Source organism: Flavobacterium soyangense, assembly GCF_015277675.1.
Taxonomy (GTDB): Bacteria; Bacteroidota; Bacteroidia; order Flavobacteriales; family Flavobacteriaceae; genus Flavobacterium; species Flavobacterium soyangense.
Window position 1 is genome coordinate 39550 of the sequence record NZ_JADHEC010000010.1, and the last position, 15341, is coordinate 54890.

Sequence of the window (15341 nt, forward strand, 5' to 3'; positions counted from 1 at the left end):
TTAATAAAATATTTAATGAAAAAAACTTTAATTTTTGACGAACAAATAGCTGGACATCATTTAGAATACATTCATCATTTATATATGGGTGGATTGGAGAAAATAAATGAAGATTTTGTTTTTTTTCTTTCTCCTGATTTTAAAAAAGTTTCCACGAATTTAGTTTGGCCTACTGCTCCAAATATTACAATTAAATACATTGCTGATGCAGATATTTCAAAATTAAACAAGAACAAATTGCTAAAATCTTTATATTTAAGTAAAATATTAAGGAGAATTAGTAGGGAGTATTCCATTTCACATATTTTTCTTGTATCCCTGATACAGTTTCTTCCGTTTCTGCCTCTTGTTTTAAATAAAAGAATAAGGGTTTCGGGTATTGTTTATTTAATTTACTTATACAGGTGGAAAAAATCGTCTTTTCTTGTGCGAGTAAGCGATTTATTGAAATATTTGTTGTTATCAAGATTTAAAATTTTTGAAAATATTTATTTGTTAAACGATTCAGTAGCTCCAGTTTATTTGAATAAAAAATATAAAACATCCGTTTTTAAATATTTGCCAGATCCCTTTGTTCCTGTTTCTGTTGATTCAATTAAAAATTTGAGAGAAGAATTAAGGATACCTTTAGATAAAATTGTTTTGCTTCATTTTGGAGCACTTTCAGATCGGAAAGGAACAATTAACATTTTAAAAGCTATCGCTATTGCTAATGAAAATATTTTAAGTCACTGCTGTTTTATTTTTGCAGGTAAAGTATTTGACGATATAAAAGAATCCTTCTATTCGCTAACCAATGATTTAGAGAAACACACACAAATTGTCATATTTGATACATTTTGTTCCTACGATTACATAGGATCCCTTTGTTTAACAAGTAATTACATATTAATGCCTTATAAAGATTCTGAACAGAGTAGTGGGGTCATAGGATATGCTGCCCAATTTAAAGTGCCAGTAGTAGGCCCAAGCGTGGGGTTATTAGGAAAGCTTATTAAGAAGTATAAATTAGGGTTGTTACTTGAAAATTGTTCAGAAATAAAATTGAAAGATTTTATTAATGGTATTTATGATATAGACTTCAAAGTAAAGACGAGTTATACCGAAGAAAAAACAGTTTTACTTTTTATTAATACAATTTTCAGATAAATTTTGTTTTGACATGGAGTATGTATTTTCGTTTGTTGATTTGTGGCCTTATATTCTTATTGCATTACTATTTATTTTATGTTATTACTATAAAATTCAAGAAAGTTCTAAAATAATTTATTTTACTTTACTACTTTTTAGTTGTTTACGTTATGATGTTGGATGGGATTATGATATGTATGTATGGGAAATAGGGAAAGGATATGATTTACTTATAGAAGGGAGATTTGAGCCGTTAAGTAAGGTGATTTTTATAATAGCGAGCGAACTAAACTTTTATCCAATTGCTTTTATTTTTTTTGCTTGGTTAACCTTGAGATTAGTATCGTTATCAATTGATAAATATTCTGTAAATCCAACGATTTCTTGGTTAGTATTTTATTCTTTTCCCCTTTTCTTTTTTGCATCATTATCTACCATAAGGCAATCTTTAGCTACAGCGTTAATATTGTATTCTTACCAATTTGCAGTAGAACGAAAGATTGTAAAATTTTTATTAATTATTATGGTTGCCTTTTTATTTCATACGTCGGCTATATCGGGCTTGATTATTTTACCATTGCTGTATTTGAATGTAAGTAAAAAAGGCAACTATATTTTATTTATCTCTTCTTTTTTCCTTTCTATTATTATAAAAAAAATAATTTTATCAAGTTTTATTAACGAGTTATCGGTTATATCTCGTTTGCAAGAGTTTTATATTGATGCAGATACTGCCAGTCCCACCAAACTTCAATATTTGTATTATATAATTGCTGTGGTTAATTTGATTTATTATGATAAATTAGTTGCTTTAAATAGTTTGAATAAACAAATTATCTCGATTACTACTTTTGGGATATTTTTTTTCAATGTATTTTCTTTTGAGCCAATATCTGCTTCACGAATTAGTGCTTTCTTCTTATTATTTTGGATTTACCTCATACCTTATTACAGCAAAATATTTTCGATTAGATATGGGAAGATTATTCAGCATATTATTTTTACTCTTTTATTATCATTATCTTTTTATTATTTATCTATGTATGTAAGTTCTTATCAAAATAATATTCAAGAAAAAGTATCCTTTTTGCCATACAAATTTTGGTTTTTTAATCTTTAAATTGTATAAATTTAAAAAATGAAAATTGCTATCATTATACCCAATATTATTGATTCTACTCCCTATGTCAAAAATTTCACTGATGTTTTTGATAGAATTGGAGCGGAATATGAATTCATTTGCTGGAATAGAAATGAATTAAAAATTGTTTCAAAAGAGAAAGAAAAAAAGTATGTTTTTAACCATCCTGGACCTGAATCAAATTCACTTTGGAGAAAGATGTATGATTACTGGTTATTTTCACGGTTTGTGATTAAATGTTTGAGTAATACACAATATGATTATTTGACAGTTCATACCATAGTATGTGGTTTTTTTTTAAATAATTTTTTGAAAAATAATTTTGAAGGACGTTATGTATTTGATATCAGAGACTACTCACCAATAACTCCTTTTATAAATAAGCAAATCGAAAAACTTATTTACAACTCTTCATTTTCTGTCATTTCGTCAAATGGATATAAAAAGTGGTTGCCTCAAAAATATGATTACATTTTGGGTCATAATGTTAGAAAAAAACTTATCGAAAATTCAATAAATGATCAGCGAGATGACGATATTTTGCCATTATTTGACGAAATTAGAATTCTTACCATTGGTCAAATTAGAGATTTTGAATCTAATTCAAGAATAATAGATTCATTTGGTAATAAAAACAAAATCAAACTGATTTTTGCAGGTAGTGGTTTAGAAAAAGAAAAATTAGAAAAATTTTCTAAAGAACGATATTCAAATATTTATTTTACTGGCAGATATCAAAAAAATGAAGAAAAAAAAATTGTAGAAAATTCTGATTTTATTAATATCGTTTTGCCATCTTCGAGTTTATTTAGAACCCAGATGAGTAATAGATTTTATTTGTCTTTAGTCAGCAGAAAACCGATGATAGTAAACTCGGAAAGTATTCAAGCCGGATTCGTTAAAAAATACAAATTAGGTATTGTAGTAAATTCAACCGATGACATTTATGATAAATTGACGGAATATATTAGAGAATTTGACAAGAATGTATTTGATAACGGATGTGAAGAAATGATTGCAAAGATTTTTCAGGATATAAATAATTTTGAAGGCGAGATCATAAAGCGTTTTGTTTAAATGATTTGTGGTTTTTGTTTTTTTCAATCACTCCAATTTAATGTTTTTAATATCTTAGAAGGGTTAGAATTTACTAATAATAATTTTGAATGAAAATCTCCATCATAACAGTTTGTTATAATAGTTCTTCTACTATTATAGATTCTATTGAATCTGTTCTTAATCAATCGTATCCGAATATCGAGTATGTAATTATTGATGGGAACTCGAAGGATAATACCGTTTCAATAATTGAGGAATACAAAAACAGATTGGGTTATTTTATATCCGAGCCTGATAAAGGTTTGTATGATGCTATGAATAAAGGGATACAAGCTGCGACAGGTGATGTCATAGGGATATTAAATTCAGACGATTTGTATCAAGATTTGGATGTTATTAATGATGTTATGCAACAATTTAATAATGATCCAGAGTTGGAAATATTATATGGAGATTTGGTCTATGTAAAGAGTGATGATACCAATAAAATAGTTCGAAATTGGAAATCAAAAAGTTATTACAATAATTTTTTTGAGAATGCCAATGTTCCTCCACACCCTTCATTATTTGTTAGGGCTAAAGTGTTTAAAGAAGCAGGTTTATTTAATTTATATTACAAACTAGCTGCGGATTATGAGTTTATGCTTCGGGTATTTAAAAAGCACCATTTTAAACCTAAATACATTAATAGATTGATAATTAAAATGAGATTGGGTGGCGCTACAAATCAAAGTTTTTCAAACATAGTTAATCAAAACAAAGAGATACTCAAAGCATGGAAAAATAATGGATTAAAAGCTCCATTTTACTTAATGCCATTGAGAATATTTAAACGTTTGGTTCAATTTATTTAGTTGATTAAAGTATTTATTAAATGGAAATTTTATTGACAGGTGCAAATGGGTTTTTAGGAAAATCTATTGTAAAAGAATTAGCAAGTAGTTATAATCTAATTAGTTTGTCTAGAACTTCTGGAGATTACAAGGTTTCTTTAGAAAAGGAAATTCCTGAATTTTTCCAAAAGTTCGACTTGGTTATTCATTCTGCCGGGAAAGCCCATAGTGTTCCCAAAACGGATATTGAAAAACAATCTTTTTTTGAGGTAAATGTTAAAGGAACAGAAAACCTGTTAAAAGGTCTCGAGAATGCCGGTTTGCCCAAACAATTTGTTTTCATTAGTTCGGTCAGCGTTTATGGGGTCATATCGGGAAATCAAATAAATGAAGAGCAACCTTTGATGGCCATAGATCCCTATGGGAAAAGTAAGATTTTGGCCGAAAAATTAGTCCAGGATTGGTGTGCGAAAAACAATATTATTTGTACTATTTTGCGATTACCCTTAGTGGTTGGCAAAAATCCTCCGGGTAATTTGGGTGCCATGATTAATGGAATAAGAAAGGGGTTTTATTTTAATATTGCAGGAGGAAATGCTAAAAAGAGTATGGTATTGGCGGATGATATTAGCAGAGTTTTATTAAAAGTAGCCGAAGTAGGAGGAATTTATAATTTAACAGATGGGTATCACCCCAATTTTTATGAAATAAGTCTTCTTATCAGTAAGCAATTGGGCAAAGGCAAAGTAAATAATATGCCCATTTGGATTGCTGAAATTTTCGCTTTTTTTGGTGATATTATAGGTTCCAGGTTTCCCATTAACTCGGATAAATTAAATAAATTAAATGCTACTTTGACTTTTGATGACTTAAAGGCAAGGCGAGCATTCGGATGGAATCCACAAGCGGTATTAAAAGAATTTAAAATTAATTAACAATGCTCAATAGATTATTCGGTTTATTCCTGCTTATTAGTCTTTTACCCCTTTTTGTCATTGTGGGTTTAATCATTTCATTGGAAGATGGTTTCCCAATTTTTTTCAAACAGAAACGCGTAGGTGTCAACTATACTTTTTTCGAAATATACAAGTTTCGGAGTATGAGAAAAGACACCCCAAATGTGGCTACCCATTTATTGGGGAATCCTGAGAAATATTTACTAAAAATAGGAGGCTTGATTCGAAAACTGAGTTTAGACGAATTGCCTAACCTTATTAATATCATCAAAGGAGAAATGGTATTTGTAGGACCTCGTCCCGCCTTGTACAATCAGGATGATTTAATGGTACTACGTGTGGCAAAAGGGGTTGATACCCTTATTCCAGGCATTACCGGCTGGGCACAAGTCAATGGTCGTGATGAATTATCCTTAATAGAAAAAGTGAAGTATGAAAAAGAGTATTTAGATCGTAAATCTTTTGCATTTGATTTAAAAATTATTGCAATGACCTTTACCAAAGTTTTAGCAAAACAAGGAGTAAGCCATTGATTAAATAATGTTTTTAATTAAGCGATTCGTCTGAAAATTAAAGAATAATTCAAAATTTGAAACCATCTAAAATTTACTTATCTCAACCTCATATGAGTGGTCATGAACAAAATTATGTTCAGGAAGCCTTTGATGCCAATTTACTTGCTTCGGAGGGCTCCAATCTTAATAGTTTTGAACAGGATTTAGAAAAGTATTTAGGAAATCAATCTCACGTTGGCGCTTTAAGTTCAGGAACATCCGCCATTCATTTAGGACTAATCCTGTTAGGTGTTCAGGCAGGAGATGCCGTAATTTGTCAGAGTATGACTTTTTCGGCTTCAGCCAATCCGATACTCTATCTTGGGGCCACACCCATTTTTATTGACAGTGAATCGGAAACCTGGAATCTTTGTCCCATCGCTCTTGAAGAAGCCATCACAGACAGCATTGCCAAGGGTCGAAAACCAAAAGCCATCATTGCAGTGCATTTGTACGGTGTTCCGTATCAGATCGAAGCCGTACGAGCTGTTGCCAATCAATATGGTATTCCTATTCTAGAAGACAGTGCCGAAGGATTAGGAAGCAGTTACAAAGGACAACGTTGTGGCACTTTTGGAGACATTGGAGTTTTGTCTTTTAACGGTAACAAGATTATCACTACTTCGGGAGGTGGTGCCATTGTTACCAAAACCAAAGCGCTTAAAGACAAAGCCCTGTTTTTTGCGACCCAATCCAGAGATAATGCACCCCATTACCAGCATAGTGAAATAGGATATAATTATAGAATGAGCAACATTTGTGCGGGAATTGGCCGGGGTCAGATGGAAGTTTTAGATACTCATGTTGCCTTACGCAGAACCATGCATGATTTTTATGTAGATTTATTTGCAGCTATTGCCAGTGTGACGGTTTTTACCGCACCCAACGAAGATTATTTTGCCAATTACTGGTTGAGTACTATTGTTGTGGAACCTCAATTGACTAAGGGAATTGACAGAGAATCGATGCGATTGGCATTTGAAGCTGAAAACATTGAATGCCGCCCTTTGTGGAAACCCATGCATTTGCAGCCCATTTTTGAGAAATATCCTTATTATGGGAAAAGAGTAGCTGAAACCCTATTCGAAAAAGGATTATGTTTGCCTTCTGGTTCCAACTTGACTGATGAGAATAGAGCCAGAATCAGAGAGGTAGTCCTAAAATTGTTTCAAAATAATTAGATTCATAAATAAAATTCAAGTAAACTTGCCACTTTATTATAAAATACAATGAACATAGAACAGACCCCAATATCCGATTTAGTAATAATTAACCCTGCAGTTTTTGAAGACTCAAGGGGTTATTTTTTTGAGTCCTACAACAAAAGCAAGTTAGCCGATTTAGGAATAATCATCGATTTTGTACAGGACAATCAGTCTTTTTCCAAGAGAGGAACTTTAAGAGGGCTACATTATCAAAATCCGCCTTTTGCACAGACTAAATTGGTTCGTGTGTTGCAGGGTGAGATTATGGATGTAGCAGTTGATTTGCGAAAGAATTCACCCACTTTTGGCAAACACTTCGGAATCGTATTATCGGCCGAGAACAAAAAACAATTGCTGATTCCGCATGGATTTGCTCATGGCTTTTCAGTTTTGAGTGAAACTGCCGTGGTGCTTTATAAATGCGATCAATATTATAACAAGCTAAGCGAAGGCGGCATACGATATGATGATGCCACTTTAGATATTGATTGGGGGATGGATTTATCCACTGCCATTGTTTCTGAAAAAGATACCATTTTGCCTAATTTAGATAATTGTAATTCCCAATTTTAATGAAAAAAATACTAGTTACCGGAGCCAATGGGCAATTGGGCTCTGAAATAAAAGAATTAGCCTCCCATTATCCCAATTTTGATTTTATTTTTACTGATATTGATGATTTCCCATTGGATAAAGCACAGGAAATCATTACTAATTTTAATCGTATTCAGCCTGAGATTGTGATTAATTGTGCTGCCTATACCGCTGTTGATAAAGCGGAACAAGATCAGGAAGTAGCTGATGCCATCAACCATCAGGCCATTGCCACCTTGGCCACCTTGTGCCATGATTCAGGAGCAAAACTGGTCCATGTTTCCACAGATTATGTTTTTGACGGCACTTCTCCAGTAGCTTATTCAGAGGAAGACCAACCCAATCCCCAAAGCGTTTATGGGGTTACAAAATTAGCAGGCGAAAAAGCGTGTTTAAAAAATTGTCCGGAAAGTATTATTATAAGAACAGCTTGGGTTTACTCAGAATTTGGCAATAATTTTGTAAAAACGATGTTGCGTTTGATGACCGAAAGAGATACCTTGAGTGTGGTAAACGATCAGATTGGCTCTCCCACTTATGCTGCTGATTTGGCTCAGGTTATTTTAACTATTTTGGATAGTCCTAAATGGGAACCAGGCATTTATCATTATTCGAATGCAGGATCCATCAGTTGGTATGAATTTGCACTGGACATTAAAGAGATTGGAAATAAAAGCTGTGATATCAAAGGAATTCCGGCATCAGCTTATCCAACGCCTGCCGAAAGACCTGCTTATTCTTTATTGGATAAATCCAAAATTGCAGCGGTTTACGGAATTGAGCCTGTTGATTATAAAACAAGTTTGAAGAGAATGATGTACCAATTGCAGGCGGCAGGTGGTAGATAGCAGGTGGTAGATAGCAGATAGCAGGAGGCAGATAGCAGGTGGCAGGTTGCAGATAGCAGGTTGCAGATAGCAGGTGGCAGGAGGCAGATAGCAGGAGGCAGATAGCAGGTTGCAGATTGCAGGTTGCAGATTGCAGGTTGCAGATAGCAGGCGGCAGATTAAAAAAGAAAGAGGAAAGAATAAAGAATAAAGAAGCAAGATACAGATCTATTGAAACTGTTATTATAAAATTATGAAAGGAATTATATTAGCCGGTGGATCCGGTACCCGATTACACCCATTGACTTTGGCCATGAGCAAACAAATGATGCCAGTCTATGACAAACCTATGATTTATTATCCATTGTCTACGCTGATGACAGCCGGGATTAACGAGATATTAATTATTTCGACACCCCACGATTTGCCTAATTTCAAGAAATTATTGGGAGACGGATCGGCTATTGGCTGTCAATTCAGTTATGCTGAGCAGGTCATTCCCAATGGACTGGCGCAGGCTTTTGTGATAGGAGAAGAATTTATCGGAAAAGACAGTGTTGCTTTGGTTTTGGGTGATAATATTTTTTTTGGTTCTGATATGGATGAGTTGCTAAAGTCGAATTCGCATCCTGAGGGAGGAGTAGTTTTTGCCTATCATGTTTCGGATCCGGAGCGCTATGGAGTGGTGGAATTTGACGAAAACTTAAAAGCCCTTTCCATAGAAGAAAAGCCACTGGAACCCAAATCAAATTATGCTGTTCCCGGTTTGTATTTCTATGACAATTCAGTAGTGGAAATCGCCAAGAACATTCAGCCCAGTGCCCGAGGAGAATATGAAATCACCGATGTGAATAAGGTTTATCTGGAAAAAGGATCTTTAAAAGTGGGGATTTTAAACCGAGGTACAGCTTGGCTGGATACGGGTACTTTCAATAGTCTGATGCAGGCCGGTCAGTTTGTCCAGGTTTTAGAAGAGCGTCAGGGATTGAAGGTGGGTTGTATAGAAGAAATTGCCTGGAGTCAGGGATTTATAAGCAGTGAGCAACTTAAGAGTTTAGCGGAACCTTTGATTAAATCGGGTTATGGTGATTATTTACTCCAATTGTTAAAACATAAAAAATAGATTTGTATCCCGGTCACGACCGGGATTTTTTTTACAACTGTATAAAATACCTTTTTGAAAAGCCTATACATATTAAAAATAAAAACTTTTGTTGAAGTCGAGTTTTATAAAAGTATAGCAATTAAGCAGATACGTATCTTTGTCGAGTTTATTTGCTTTTTATCGGTAAAGACACAATGTTTTATGGAGAATATTACATACTAAAAGATTAATTTGTATTTTTGTTTGTTTTTAAGATAATTAGTATGAAATAAAAATTTGTGAATATGCTTTTGAAGTTTAATTCAGTTCCCGGAATCACAACGCAAATTATTTTCAGTACCGGAGTAACATTTTATGAATTTTGAAGTACTTTGTTCAATGGCTTCAAATAATCAATTGCATACAGGATTTAAACGAAGAACCCATACTACTTTATATGGATAAAAAATACTCGAACTAAGGATGAAAGACAATAATTTCGGTAGTTATTTTTCAAGTGCCAACTTAAGATTCAATATTCATAATTTAAGCTATTTGCCCAGATGGATTATTGTATTGATTGATTTCACTATTTTAGTATTGGCATTTTTCCTCACTTATTTAATTTACAATAGGGCAGGATTGGAGTATGTTTCCACCACGCACAAAGTCATTTATATTAGTTCTTTATTTGGAATTAATATTTTTTTCTTTTGGTTATTTCGGACTTATTCCGGAATTATCCGTCATTCCTCTTATATTGATGCCGTTAAGCTTTTGTTTTCGCAAACGGCTGTTTTAGTTTTTCTTTTGTTTTTCAATTTTTTATTTGAGATGCTTTACCATGAGAAAATCTTTCTAAATTCAGGTCTTTTCATCAACATAGTGTTATCTTTTTGTGGGTTGTTTGTTTATCGTATAATTGTAAAACAAACTTTCGAACTTTATTTTACGGGAAGAAATGACAGTAAATTAATAAAAGCGATTATTTATGGTACAGATGCCAATGCGATATCAGTTGCCAATGCGTTGAACTTTGAAACACCTTCAAGATTTAAAATTATTGGTTTTGTCGATAAAAACAATCAGAATGCTTCGAAGCGAATGTTAGATTTGCCCATCTATGTCCTAAGAAAAAAATTACCTACATTAATGCGTTCCATTGATGCTGAGGCTGTTGTTATAGCAGACCGAAGTTTGACCAAAGAAAAGCAATTGGATATTGTTGATCAATGTCTGGAATTTAATTACAAAGTATATACCTTACCTTCGGTATCCGATTGGGAAAATCAAAAAGAGATTTCCCAAAAAGTAAAAAACATCCAAATTGAAGACTTGCTCGAAAGGGAACCCATTGTCCTGGACAACATTTCTATTTCTAAACAGTTAATGGATAATACCGTTTTAATTACCGGGGCAGCCGGATCTATAGGCAGCGAAATCGTAAGGCAGGTTTTGAGTTTCAAGCCTAAAAAAGTAATTATATTAGATCAGGCCGAGACGCCACTGCATCATATCAGCTTAGAAGTTAGGGGTATCCAGACTGATGCCATAATTCGTACCCTTATTGTAGATATAAGAAGCCGGGCTGCTTTAGAAAAAGTTTTTAAATTATACCGCCCTCAAATGGTATATCATGCTGCAGCCTATAAGCATGTGCCTTTGATGGAAGAAAATCCGTCCCAGGCCATTTTGACGAATGTGGAAGGAACAAAAAACCTAGCCGACTTAGCTTGCGAATACGGGGTCAAGAAATTTGTGATGATCTCTACAGACAAAGCCGTAAACCCCAGCAATGTTATGGGAGCGAGCAAAAGAATCGCCGAAAAGTATGTGCAGTCTTTGCATTTAAAATGCCAAGAGCGTAACGACGGCTTGTATGCCACTAAATTTATTACCACCCGTTTCGGAAATGTATTAGGATCCAATGGTTCCGTAGTACCTTTATTCTCCAAACAAATAGCTGAAGGAGGGCCAATTACCATTACACATCCTGACATTATTCGGTATTTTATGACCATCCCTGAAGCCTGCCAATTAGTTTTGGAAGCAGGTTCCATGGGAAACGGAGGCGAGATTTATATTTTTGATATGGGAAAACCAGTCAAGATTATCGATTTGGCCCGAAAAATGATTCGTTTGGCAGGATACGTTCCGGATCGCGACATCAAAATAAAGATTGTAGGATTGCGTCCCGGAGAAAAACTATATGAAGAACTGCTCAATGACACTTCTAAAACCCTACCTACCTATCACGAAAAAATTATGATTGCACAGGAAATTCAGGAAGGATTTGAAGATTTGCATATCGAAATCGTAGATCTCATCGGTATTGCCAGTTTCTTTGATAATGATGATATCGTGGCCAAGATGAAAAAAATTGTTCCTGAGTTTATCAGTATGAATTCTACCTTCGCCGTATTGGATAAATAAGCAACCCCACTATCTCAGCAATAAAAAAGTTTACAAAAGTAATTAAAGTGTTTTGTGAACTTTTTTAGTTATAGCCAAATCTACTCGAGTCTAAAAAACTGATTGTTTGCCATAGCCTCCGTTAAGGGTAGCAGGTCTTTTAGTTTTACTTTTCGGTCAAAGGCTGCAATGTGGTTGTCATGATGCACATCGGATCCCACAAAACTATACATGCCTTTCTGGAGTAATTTTTCGGCAATTTTAGTCACCGTTAGTCCGTAATAGCCCACTGCGGATAACAAATTTAACTGAAACAGGCAGCCTGATCGTTTTAGTTTGTTGTATTCTTCCAAATTTTGGTGATAAAACAAATAGCGTTCCGGGTGTGCCAAAACTGGAATGTAGCCTGCAACCTGTAGATCAAATAATATGCTATACAATTGGATAGGCGGATTGATATAAGACATTTCGACCAGCACATAATTTTTTTTGAGAGTCAAGAGATTTCCGGATCGAAGAAGACTCACAAAGGAATCATCCATCATATATTCTGCGGCTGCCCGAAAGGGAAGGGTAATTTGGTGTGTGCTTAATTCCTTTAGGACACCTGCTTCTTTTTCGGTAATAATCTCGGGGGTATTATCCCAAAAATGTTCTATAATGTGGGGTGTGGTAATGAATTGTGAAGTTCCAAAACTTTGAAGTGCCCTTGTGAGTCGCAACGTATCCTCAAATTTTTGGGCACCATCGTCTATTCCCGGTAAAAGATGGGAATGGATGTCGATATAATTATCCGGAATTAAATCTTTGAGAACAGGTTTTGATTTTAATAGTGACAGCATGTTGCAAAGGTAGTTAATTTGTAATTAGAGATTAATAGGGTTAATTGTTTAATTAGTTAACCCATAACCTTATATTTTCTTTAATGACTTATATGGTAAAAAAAGATTAAACCATATAAGGGATTTGAGTTCATATGAGAAACACACCCTCAACCTTGTGTTGTAAAGATTGACACACCCCCTACCCCTCTCAAGAGGGGAGTTAGGAGTGCAACTAATTAAGTTAGGGTAGATAAAATTATTTAGATTAATCCAAAAATTATTATCAGCAGGGTTCAGTTCCCCTCTTGAGAGGGGCTAGGGGTGTGTTCTTGGATTACTTCAATAACAAGGTTTTAACAACGATTAAAGCAGGCGGTATTTTATTTAATAAAACAAGTTAAAATAGTTACTTTTAATTCCTCAATAAGGCAAAACAAGCTATATGGCTAAAAGAAAAATAATCCCTTACAATCCACGACTAAAAGAGTTTGCGCGCCAACTTCGGAATGATTCCACTAGAACCGAGATTTTTATTTGGTTAAAGTTGAAAGGCAAACAAATGTATGGGTATGATTTTCATCGTCAAAAACCGATTGATCTGTATATATTAGATTTCTTTTGTCAGGAATTGATGCTAGGTATAGAAGTGGATGGATATTCTCATGAATTTCTGGAAGTTTATAATAGAGATGAGGTTAATGAAAAGAGAATGAATGAATTGGAAATTACTATTTTGCGATTTAGTGATGAACAAGTTTTAAAAGATATGGAGAATGTAATTAGGGCGATTGAGTTTTTTATTTTTGAATATGAGAAACACACCCCCGATCTCCCGTTCTAAAAACGGGATAAGCTCCCTCAAGAGGGGAGTTAGGAGTGCAAATAAATACATTTTTATAAGTGAAATCATTTAGTTTAATTCTTAAGGCTACTATTAGCAGTTTTCTGTTCCCCTCTTGAAATCGAAGATTCAACGACTCCAAAACAAATATAAACTAGAATTATAGAACTTGTCCCTTTGTAAAGATTTACACACCCCCAGCCTCCCGTTCTAAAAACGGGACAAGCTCTCTCAAGAGGGGAGTTAGGAGTGCTAGTGATTACGTTAGTGTAAATAAAAATATTCCGTTTAATCCTAAAGGTAACTATTAGCAGGGTTATATTCCCCTCTTGAGAGGGGCTAGGGGTGTGTTATTTAGTTTAATAGTAAAAGTTATTAAAAGCAGTTTTCCGTTCCTCTCTTGAAATCGAAGATTCAACGACTCCAAAACAAATATAAACTAGAGTTATAGAACTTGTCCCTTTGTAAAGATTTACACACCCCCAGCCCCTCTCAAGAGGGGAGTTAGGAGTGCAAATAAATACGTTTCCATAATTGAAATTATTTAGTTTAATCCTAAAGATAACTATTAGCGAGATGCTGTTCCCCTCTCAATAGGGGAGTTAGGAGTGCTAGTGATTACGTTAGTGTAAATAAAAATATTCCGTTTAATCCTAAAGGTAACTATTAGCAGTTTTTTGTTCCCCTCTTGAGAGGGGCTAGGGGTGTGTTGTTTGTCTTATTTAATTCTTAATAGTACTTTTAACAGAGTCAAATTCCTCTCTTGAGGGAGTTTGTCCCGTTTTTAGAACGAGAGGCTCTGTATATGTCCGGAATTTTAAAAACCACTTTTTTTGATTTTCATTCCTCATTTATAATCATCCAAAAATCAAAATTTTTATCCCGCAGTTCTAATCGATAAATTATTATATTTGCGCTGAAGCATATAGTGTCCCTATAATTTTATAAAAAAATGTTTCACCGCTTTGCTCAAAAGAGTGCATATAGCCGATACCAATGAACAAAATAGAAAATATAGAAAATGACTGGCTGTTTGAGATAACACCCAAAAATAAATTCTTTTCGCTGAACCTCAAAGAAGTCTGGCAATACCGAGATTTGTTGTTGCTGTTTGTAAAAAGAGACGTGGTTACCGTATACAAACAAACCATTTTGGGGCCTTTATGGTACCTGATTCAGCCCTTGTTTACTTCGATTACGTTTACTATTATTTTCAATACCGTGGCGGGAATAGATACCGGAACCGTACCTCCCTTTTTGTTTAATTTGGCCGGAATCACGGTATGGAATTATTTTACGGCCTGTCTTAATGATACCTCGGACACCTTCAAGAAAAATGCGGCCATATTTGGCAAAGTCTATTTTCCTCGGATCATCATGCCACTTTCGGTGGTGATTTCCAACTTGTTGAAATTTGGAATTCAATTTATGATTTTCGTGGCTTTTTATATCTTTTATTATTTGCAGGGAGCAGCCATTTCCATCAACGAATCCTTATTGTTTTTTCCTTTACTGGTAGCCCTGATGGGGATTTTAGGACTCGGACTGGGAATGATTATTTCCTCCCTGGTGACGAAGTATCGGGATTTCACTTATCTCATTGGCTTCGGAGTGCAATTGCTAATGTACCTCTCGGCGGTAATGTATCCTATGGCATTAATCAAAGAAAAATTACCTGCTTACGGATGGCTGGTGCAATACAATCCACTGGCGTATATTATAGAGACCACCCGGTATATGTTGTTGGGCATAGGACACATATCCTTTTTGGGATTGGGCTATACTTTTGCCGTGACTGCCATTGTGTTTTTGGTTGGCGTGTTGATTTTTAATAAGACCGAGAAGAGTTTTATCGACACAGTTTAGGTTTGCTTCGCCTG

General features: G+C 34.4%; 14 protein-coding genes. 13 read left to right on the forward strand and 1 reads right to left on the reverse strand.

The genetic code is table 11. The features are described from left to right. The first annotated feature begins 93 nt into the window (after nucleotides 1-93). The 11 genes from IR213_RS06340 (at nucleotide 94) to IR213_RS06390 (ending at nucleotide 11817) form a co-directional block, all read left to right on the forward strand. Nucleotides 94-1149, forward strand: coding sequence for a glycosyltransferase (locus IR213_RS06340; RefSeq protein ID WP_194311465.1), 1056 nt, complete (start codon nucleotides 94-96; stop codon nucleotides 1147-1149). A gap of 13 nt (nucleotides 1150-1162) precedes the next feature. Then, nucleotides 1163-2251 (forward strand): EpsG family protein, encoded by a 1089-nt coding sequence (locus tag IR213_RS06345; RefSeq protein ID WP_194311466.1) that lies wholly within the window; start codon nucleotides 1163-1165, stop codon nucleotides 2249-2251. An 18-nt stretch (nucleotides 2252-2269) separates the two neighbouring features. Then, a complete protein-coding gene (locus IR213_RS06350) occupies nucleotides 2270-3349 on the forward strand; it encodes a glycosyltransferase family protein (protein ID WP_194311467.1) in 1080 nt (359 codons plus the stop codon). Nucleotides 3350-3438: 89 nt separating this feature from the next. Continuing rightward, nucleotides 3439-4185, forward strand: coding sequence for a glycosyltransferase family 2 protein (locus IR213_RS06355; protein WP_194311468.1), 747 nt, complete (start codon nucleotides 3439-3441; stop codon nucleotides 4183-4185). Nucleotides 4186-4205: 20 nt separating this feature from the next. Beyond that, on the forward strand, nucleotides 4206-5099 hold the full coding sequence (locus IR213_RS06360; RefSeq protein WP_194311469.1) for an NAD-dependent epimerase/dehydratase family protein: 894 nt from the start codon (nucleotides 4206-4208) through the stop codon (nucleotides 5097-5099). 2 nt (nucleotides 5100-5101) lie between these two features. Next, complete coding sequence (locus IR213_RS06365) at nucleotides 5102-5653, forward strand: sugar transferase (RefSeq protein ID WP_194311470.1); 552 nt, start codon at nucleotides 5102-5104, stop codon at nucleotides 5651-5653. 56 nt (nucleotides 5654-5709) lie between these two features. Next, a complete protein-coding gene (locus IR213_RS06370; RefSeq protein WP_317173124.1) occupies nucleotides 5710-6855 on the forward strand; it encodes a DegT/DnrJ/EryC1/StrS family aminotransferase in 1146 nt (381 codons plus the stop codon). 48 nt (nucleotides 6856-6903) lie between these two features. Then, a complete protein-coding gene (rfbC, locus tag IR213_RS06375) occupies nucleotides 6904-7452 on the forward strand; it encodes a dTDP-4-dehydrorhamnose 3,5-epimerase (protein WP_194311471.1) in 549 nt (182 codons plus the stop codon). Beyond that, nucleotides 7452-8321, forward strand: coding sequence for a dTDP-4-dehydrorhamnose reductase (rfbD, locus tag IR213_RS06380; RefSeq protein ID WP_194311472.1), 870 nt, complete (start codon nucleotides 7452-7454; stop codon nucleotides 8319-8321). Before rfbC ends, rfbD begins: the two co-directional genes overlap by 1 nt. 232 nt (nucleotides 8322-8553) lie before the next feature. Beyond that, complete coding sequence (gene rfbA / locus IR213_RS06385) at nucleotides 8554-9423, forward strand: glucose-1-phosphate thymidylyltransferase RfbA (RefSeq protein ID WP_194311473.1); 870 nt, start codon at nucleotides 8554-8556, stop codon at nucleotides 9421-9423. Between the two features lie 444 nt (nucleotides 9424-9867). Next, nucleotides 9868-11817 carry a polysaccharide biosynthesis protein gene (locus IR213_RS06390; protein ID WP_194311474.1) on the forward strand — a complete coding sequence of 650 codons (1950 nt, stop codon included), beginning with the start codon at nucleotides 9868-9870 and terminating at the stop codon, nucleotides 11815-11817. 80 nt (nucleotides 11818-11897) lie between these two features. On the opposite strand, the gene IR213_RS06395 is transcribed toward IR213_RS06390, so the two are convergent. Continuing rightward, complete coding sequence (locus tag IR213_RS06395; protein ID WP_194311475.1) at nucleotides 11898-12638, reverse strand: tyrosine-protein phosphatase; 741 nt, start codon at nucleotides 12636-12638, stop codon at nucleotides 11898-11900. A gap of 424 nt (nucleotides 12639-13062) precedes the next feature. Between IR213_RS06395 and IR213_RS06400 the strand changes: the two genes are divergently transcribed. Further along, nucleotides 13063-13461 (forward strand): endonuclease domain-containing protein, encoded by a 399-nt coding sequence (locus IR213_RS06400; RefSeq protein ID WP_194311476.1) that lies wholly within the window; start codon nucleotides 13063-13065, stop codon nucleotides 13459-13461. Nucleotides 13462-14457: 996 nt separating this feature from the next. Beyond that, complete coding sequence (locus tag IR213_RS06405; protein ID WP_194311477.1) at nucleotides 14458-15327, forward strand: ABC transporter permease; 870 nt, start codon at nucleotides 14458-14460, stop codon at nucleotides 15325-15327. Nucleotides 15328-15341: the final 14 nt, after the last annotated feature.

Excerpts from the sequence above, each read along its gene's own strand:
- IR213_RS06345 (WP_194311466.1), top strand. The coding sequence starts at position 1,163 with ATGGAGTATGTATTTTCGTTTGTTGATTTGTGGCCTTATATTCTTATT.
- IR213_RS06350 (WP_194311467.1), top strand. The coding sequence starts at position 2,270 with ATGAAAATTGCTATCATTATACCCAATATTATTGATTCTACTCCCTAT.
- IR213_RS06355 (WP_194311468.1), top strand. The coding sequence starts at position 3,439 with ATGAAAATCTCCATCATAACAGTTTGTTATAATAGTTCTTCTACTATT.
- IR213_RS06360 (WP_194311469.1), top strand. The coding sequence starts at position 4,206 with ATGGAAATTTTATTGACAGGTGCAAATGGGTTTTTAGGAAAATCTATT.
- IR213_RS06365 (WP_194311470.1), top strand. The coding sequence starts at position 5,102 with ATGCTCAATAGATTATTCGGTTTATTCCTGCTTATTAGTCTTTTACCC.
- rfbC (WP_194311471.1), top strand. The coding sequence starts at position 6,904 with ATGAACATAGAACAGACCCCAATATCCGATTTAGTAATAATTAACCCT.
- rfbD (WP_194311472.1), top strand. The coding sequence starts at position 7,452 with ATGAAAAAAATACTAGTTACCGGAGCCAATGGGCAATTGGGCTCTGAA.
- rfbA (WP_194311473.1), top strand. The coding sequence starts at position 8,554 with ATGAAAGGAATTATATTAGCCGGTGGATCCGGTACCCGATTACACCCA.
- IR213_RS06390 (WP_194311474.1), top strand. The coding sequence starts at position 9,868 with ATGAAAGACAATAATTTCGGTAGTTATTTTTCAAGTGCCAACTTAAGA.
- IR213_RS06395 (WP_194311475.1), bottom strand. The coding sequence starts at position 12,638 with ATGCTGTCACTATTAAAATCAAAACCTGTTCTCAAAGATTTAATTCCG.
- IR213_RS06400 (WP_194311476.1), top strand. The coding sequence starts at position 13,063 with ATGGCTAAAAGAAAAATAATCCCTTACAATCCACGACTAAAAGAGTTT.
- IR213_RS06405 (WP_194311477.1), top strand. The coding sequence starts at position 14,458 with ATGAACAAAATAGAAAATATAGAAAATGACTGGCTGTTTGAGATAACA.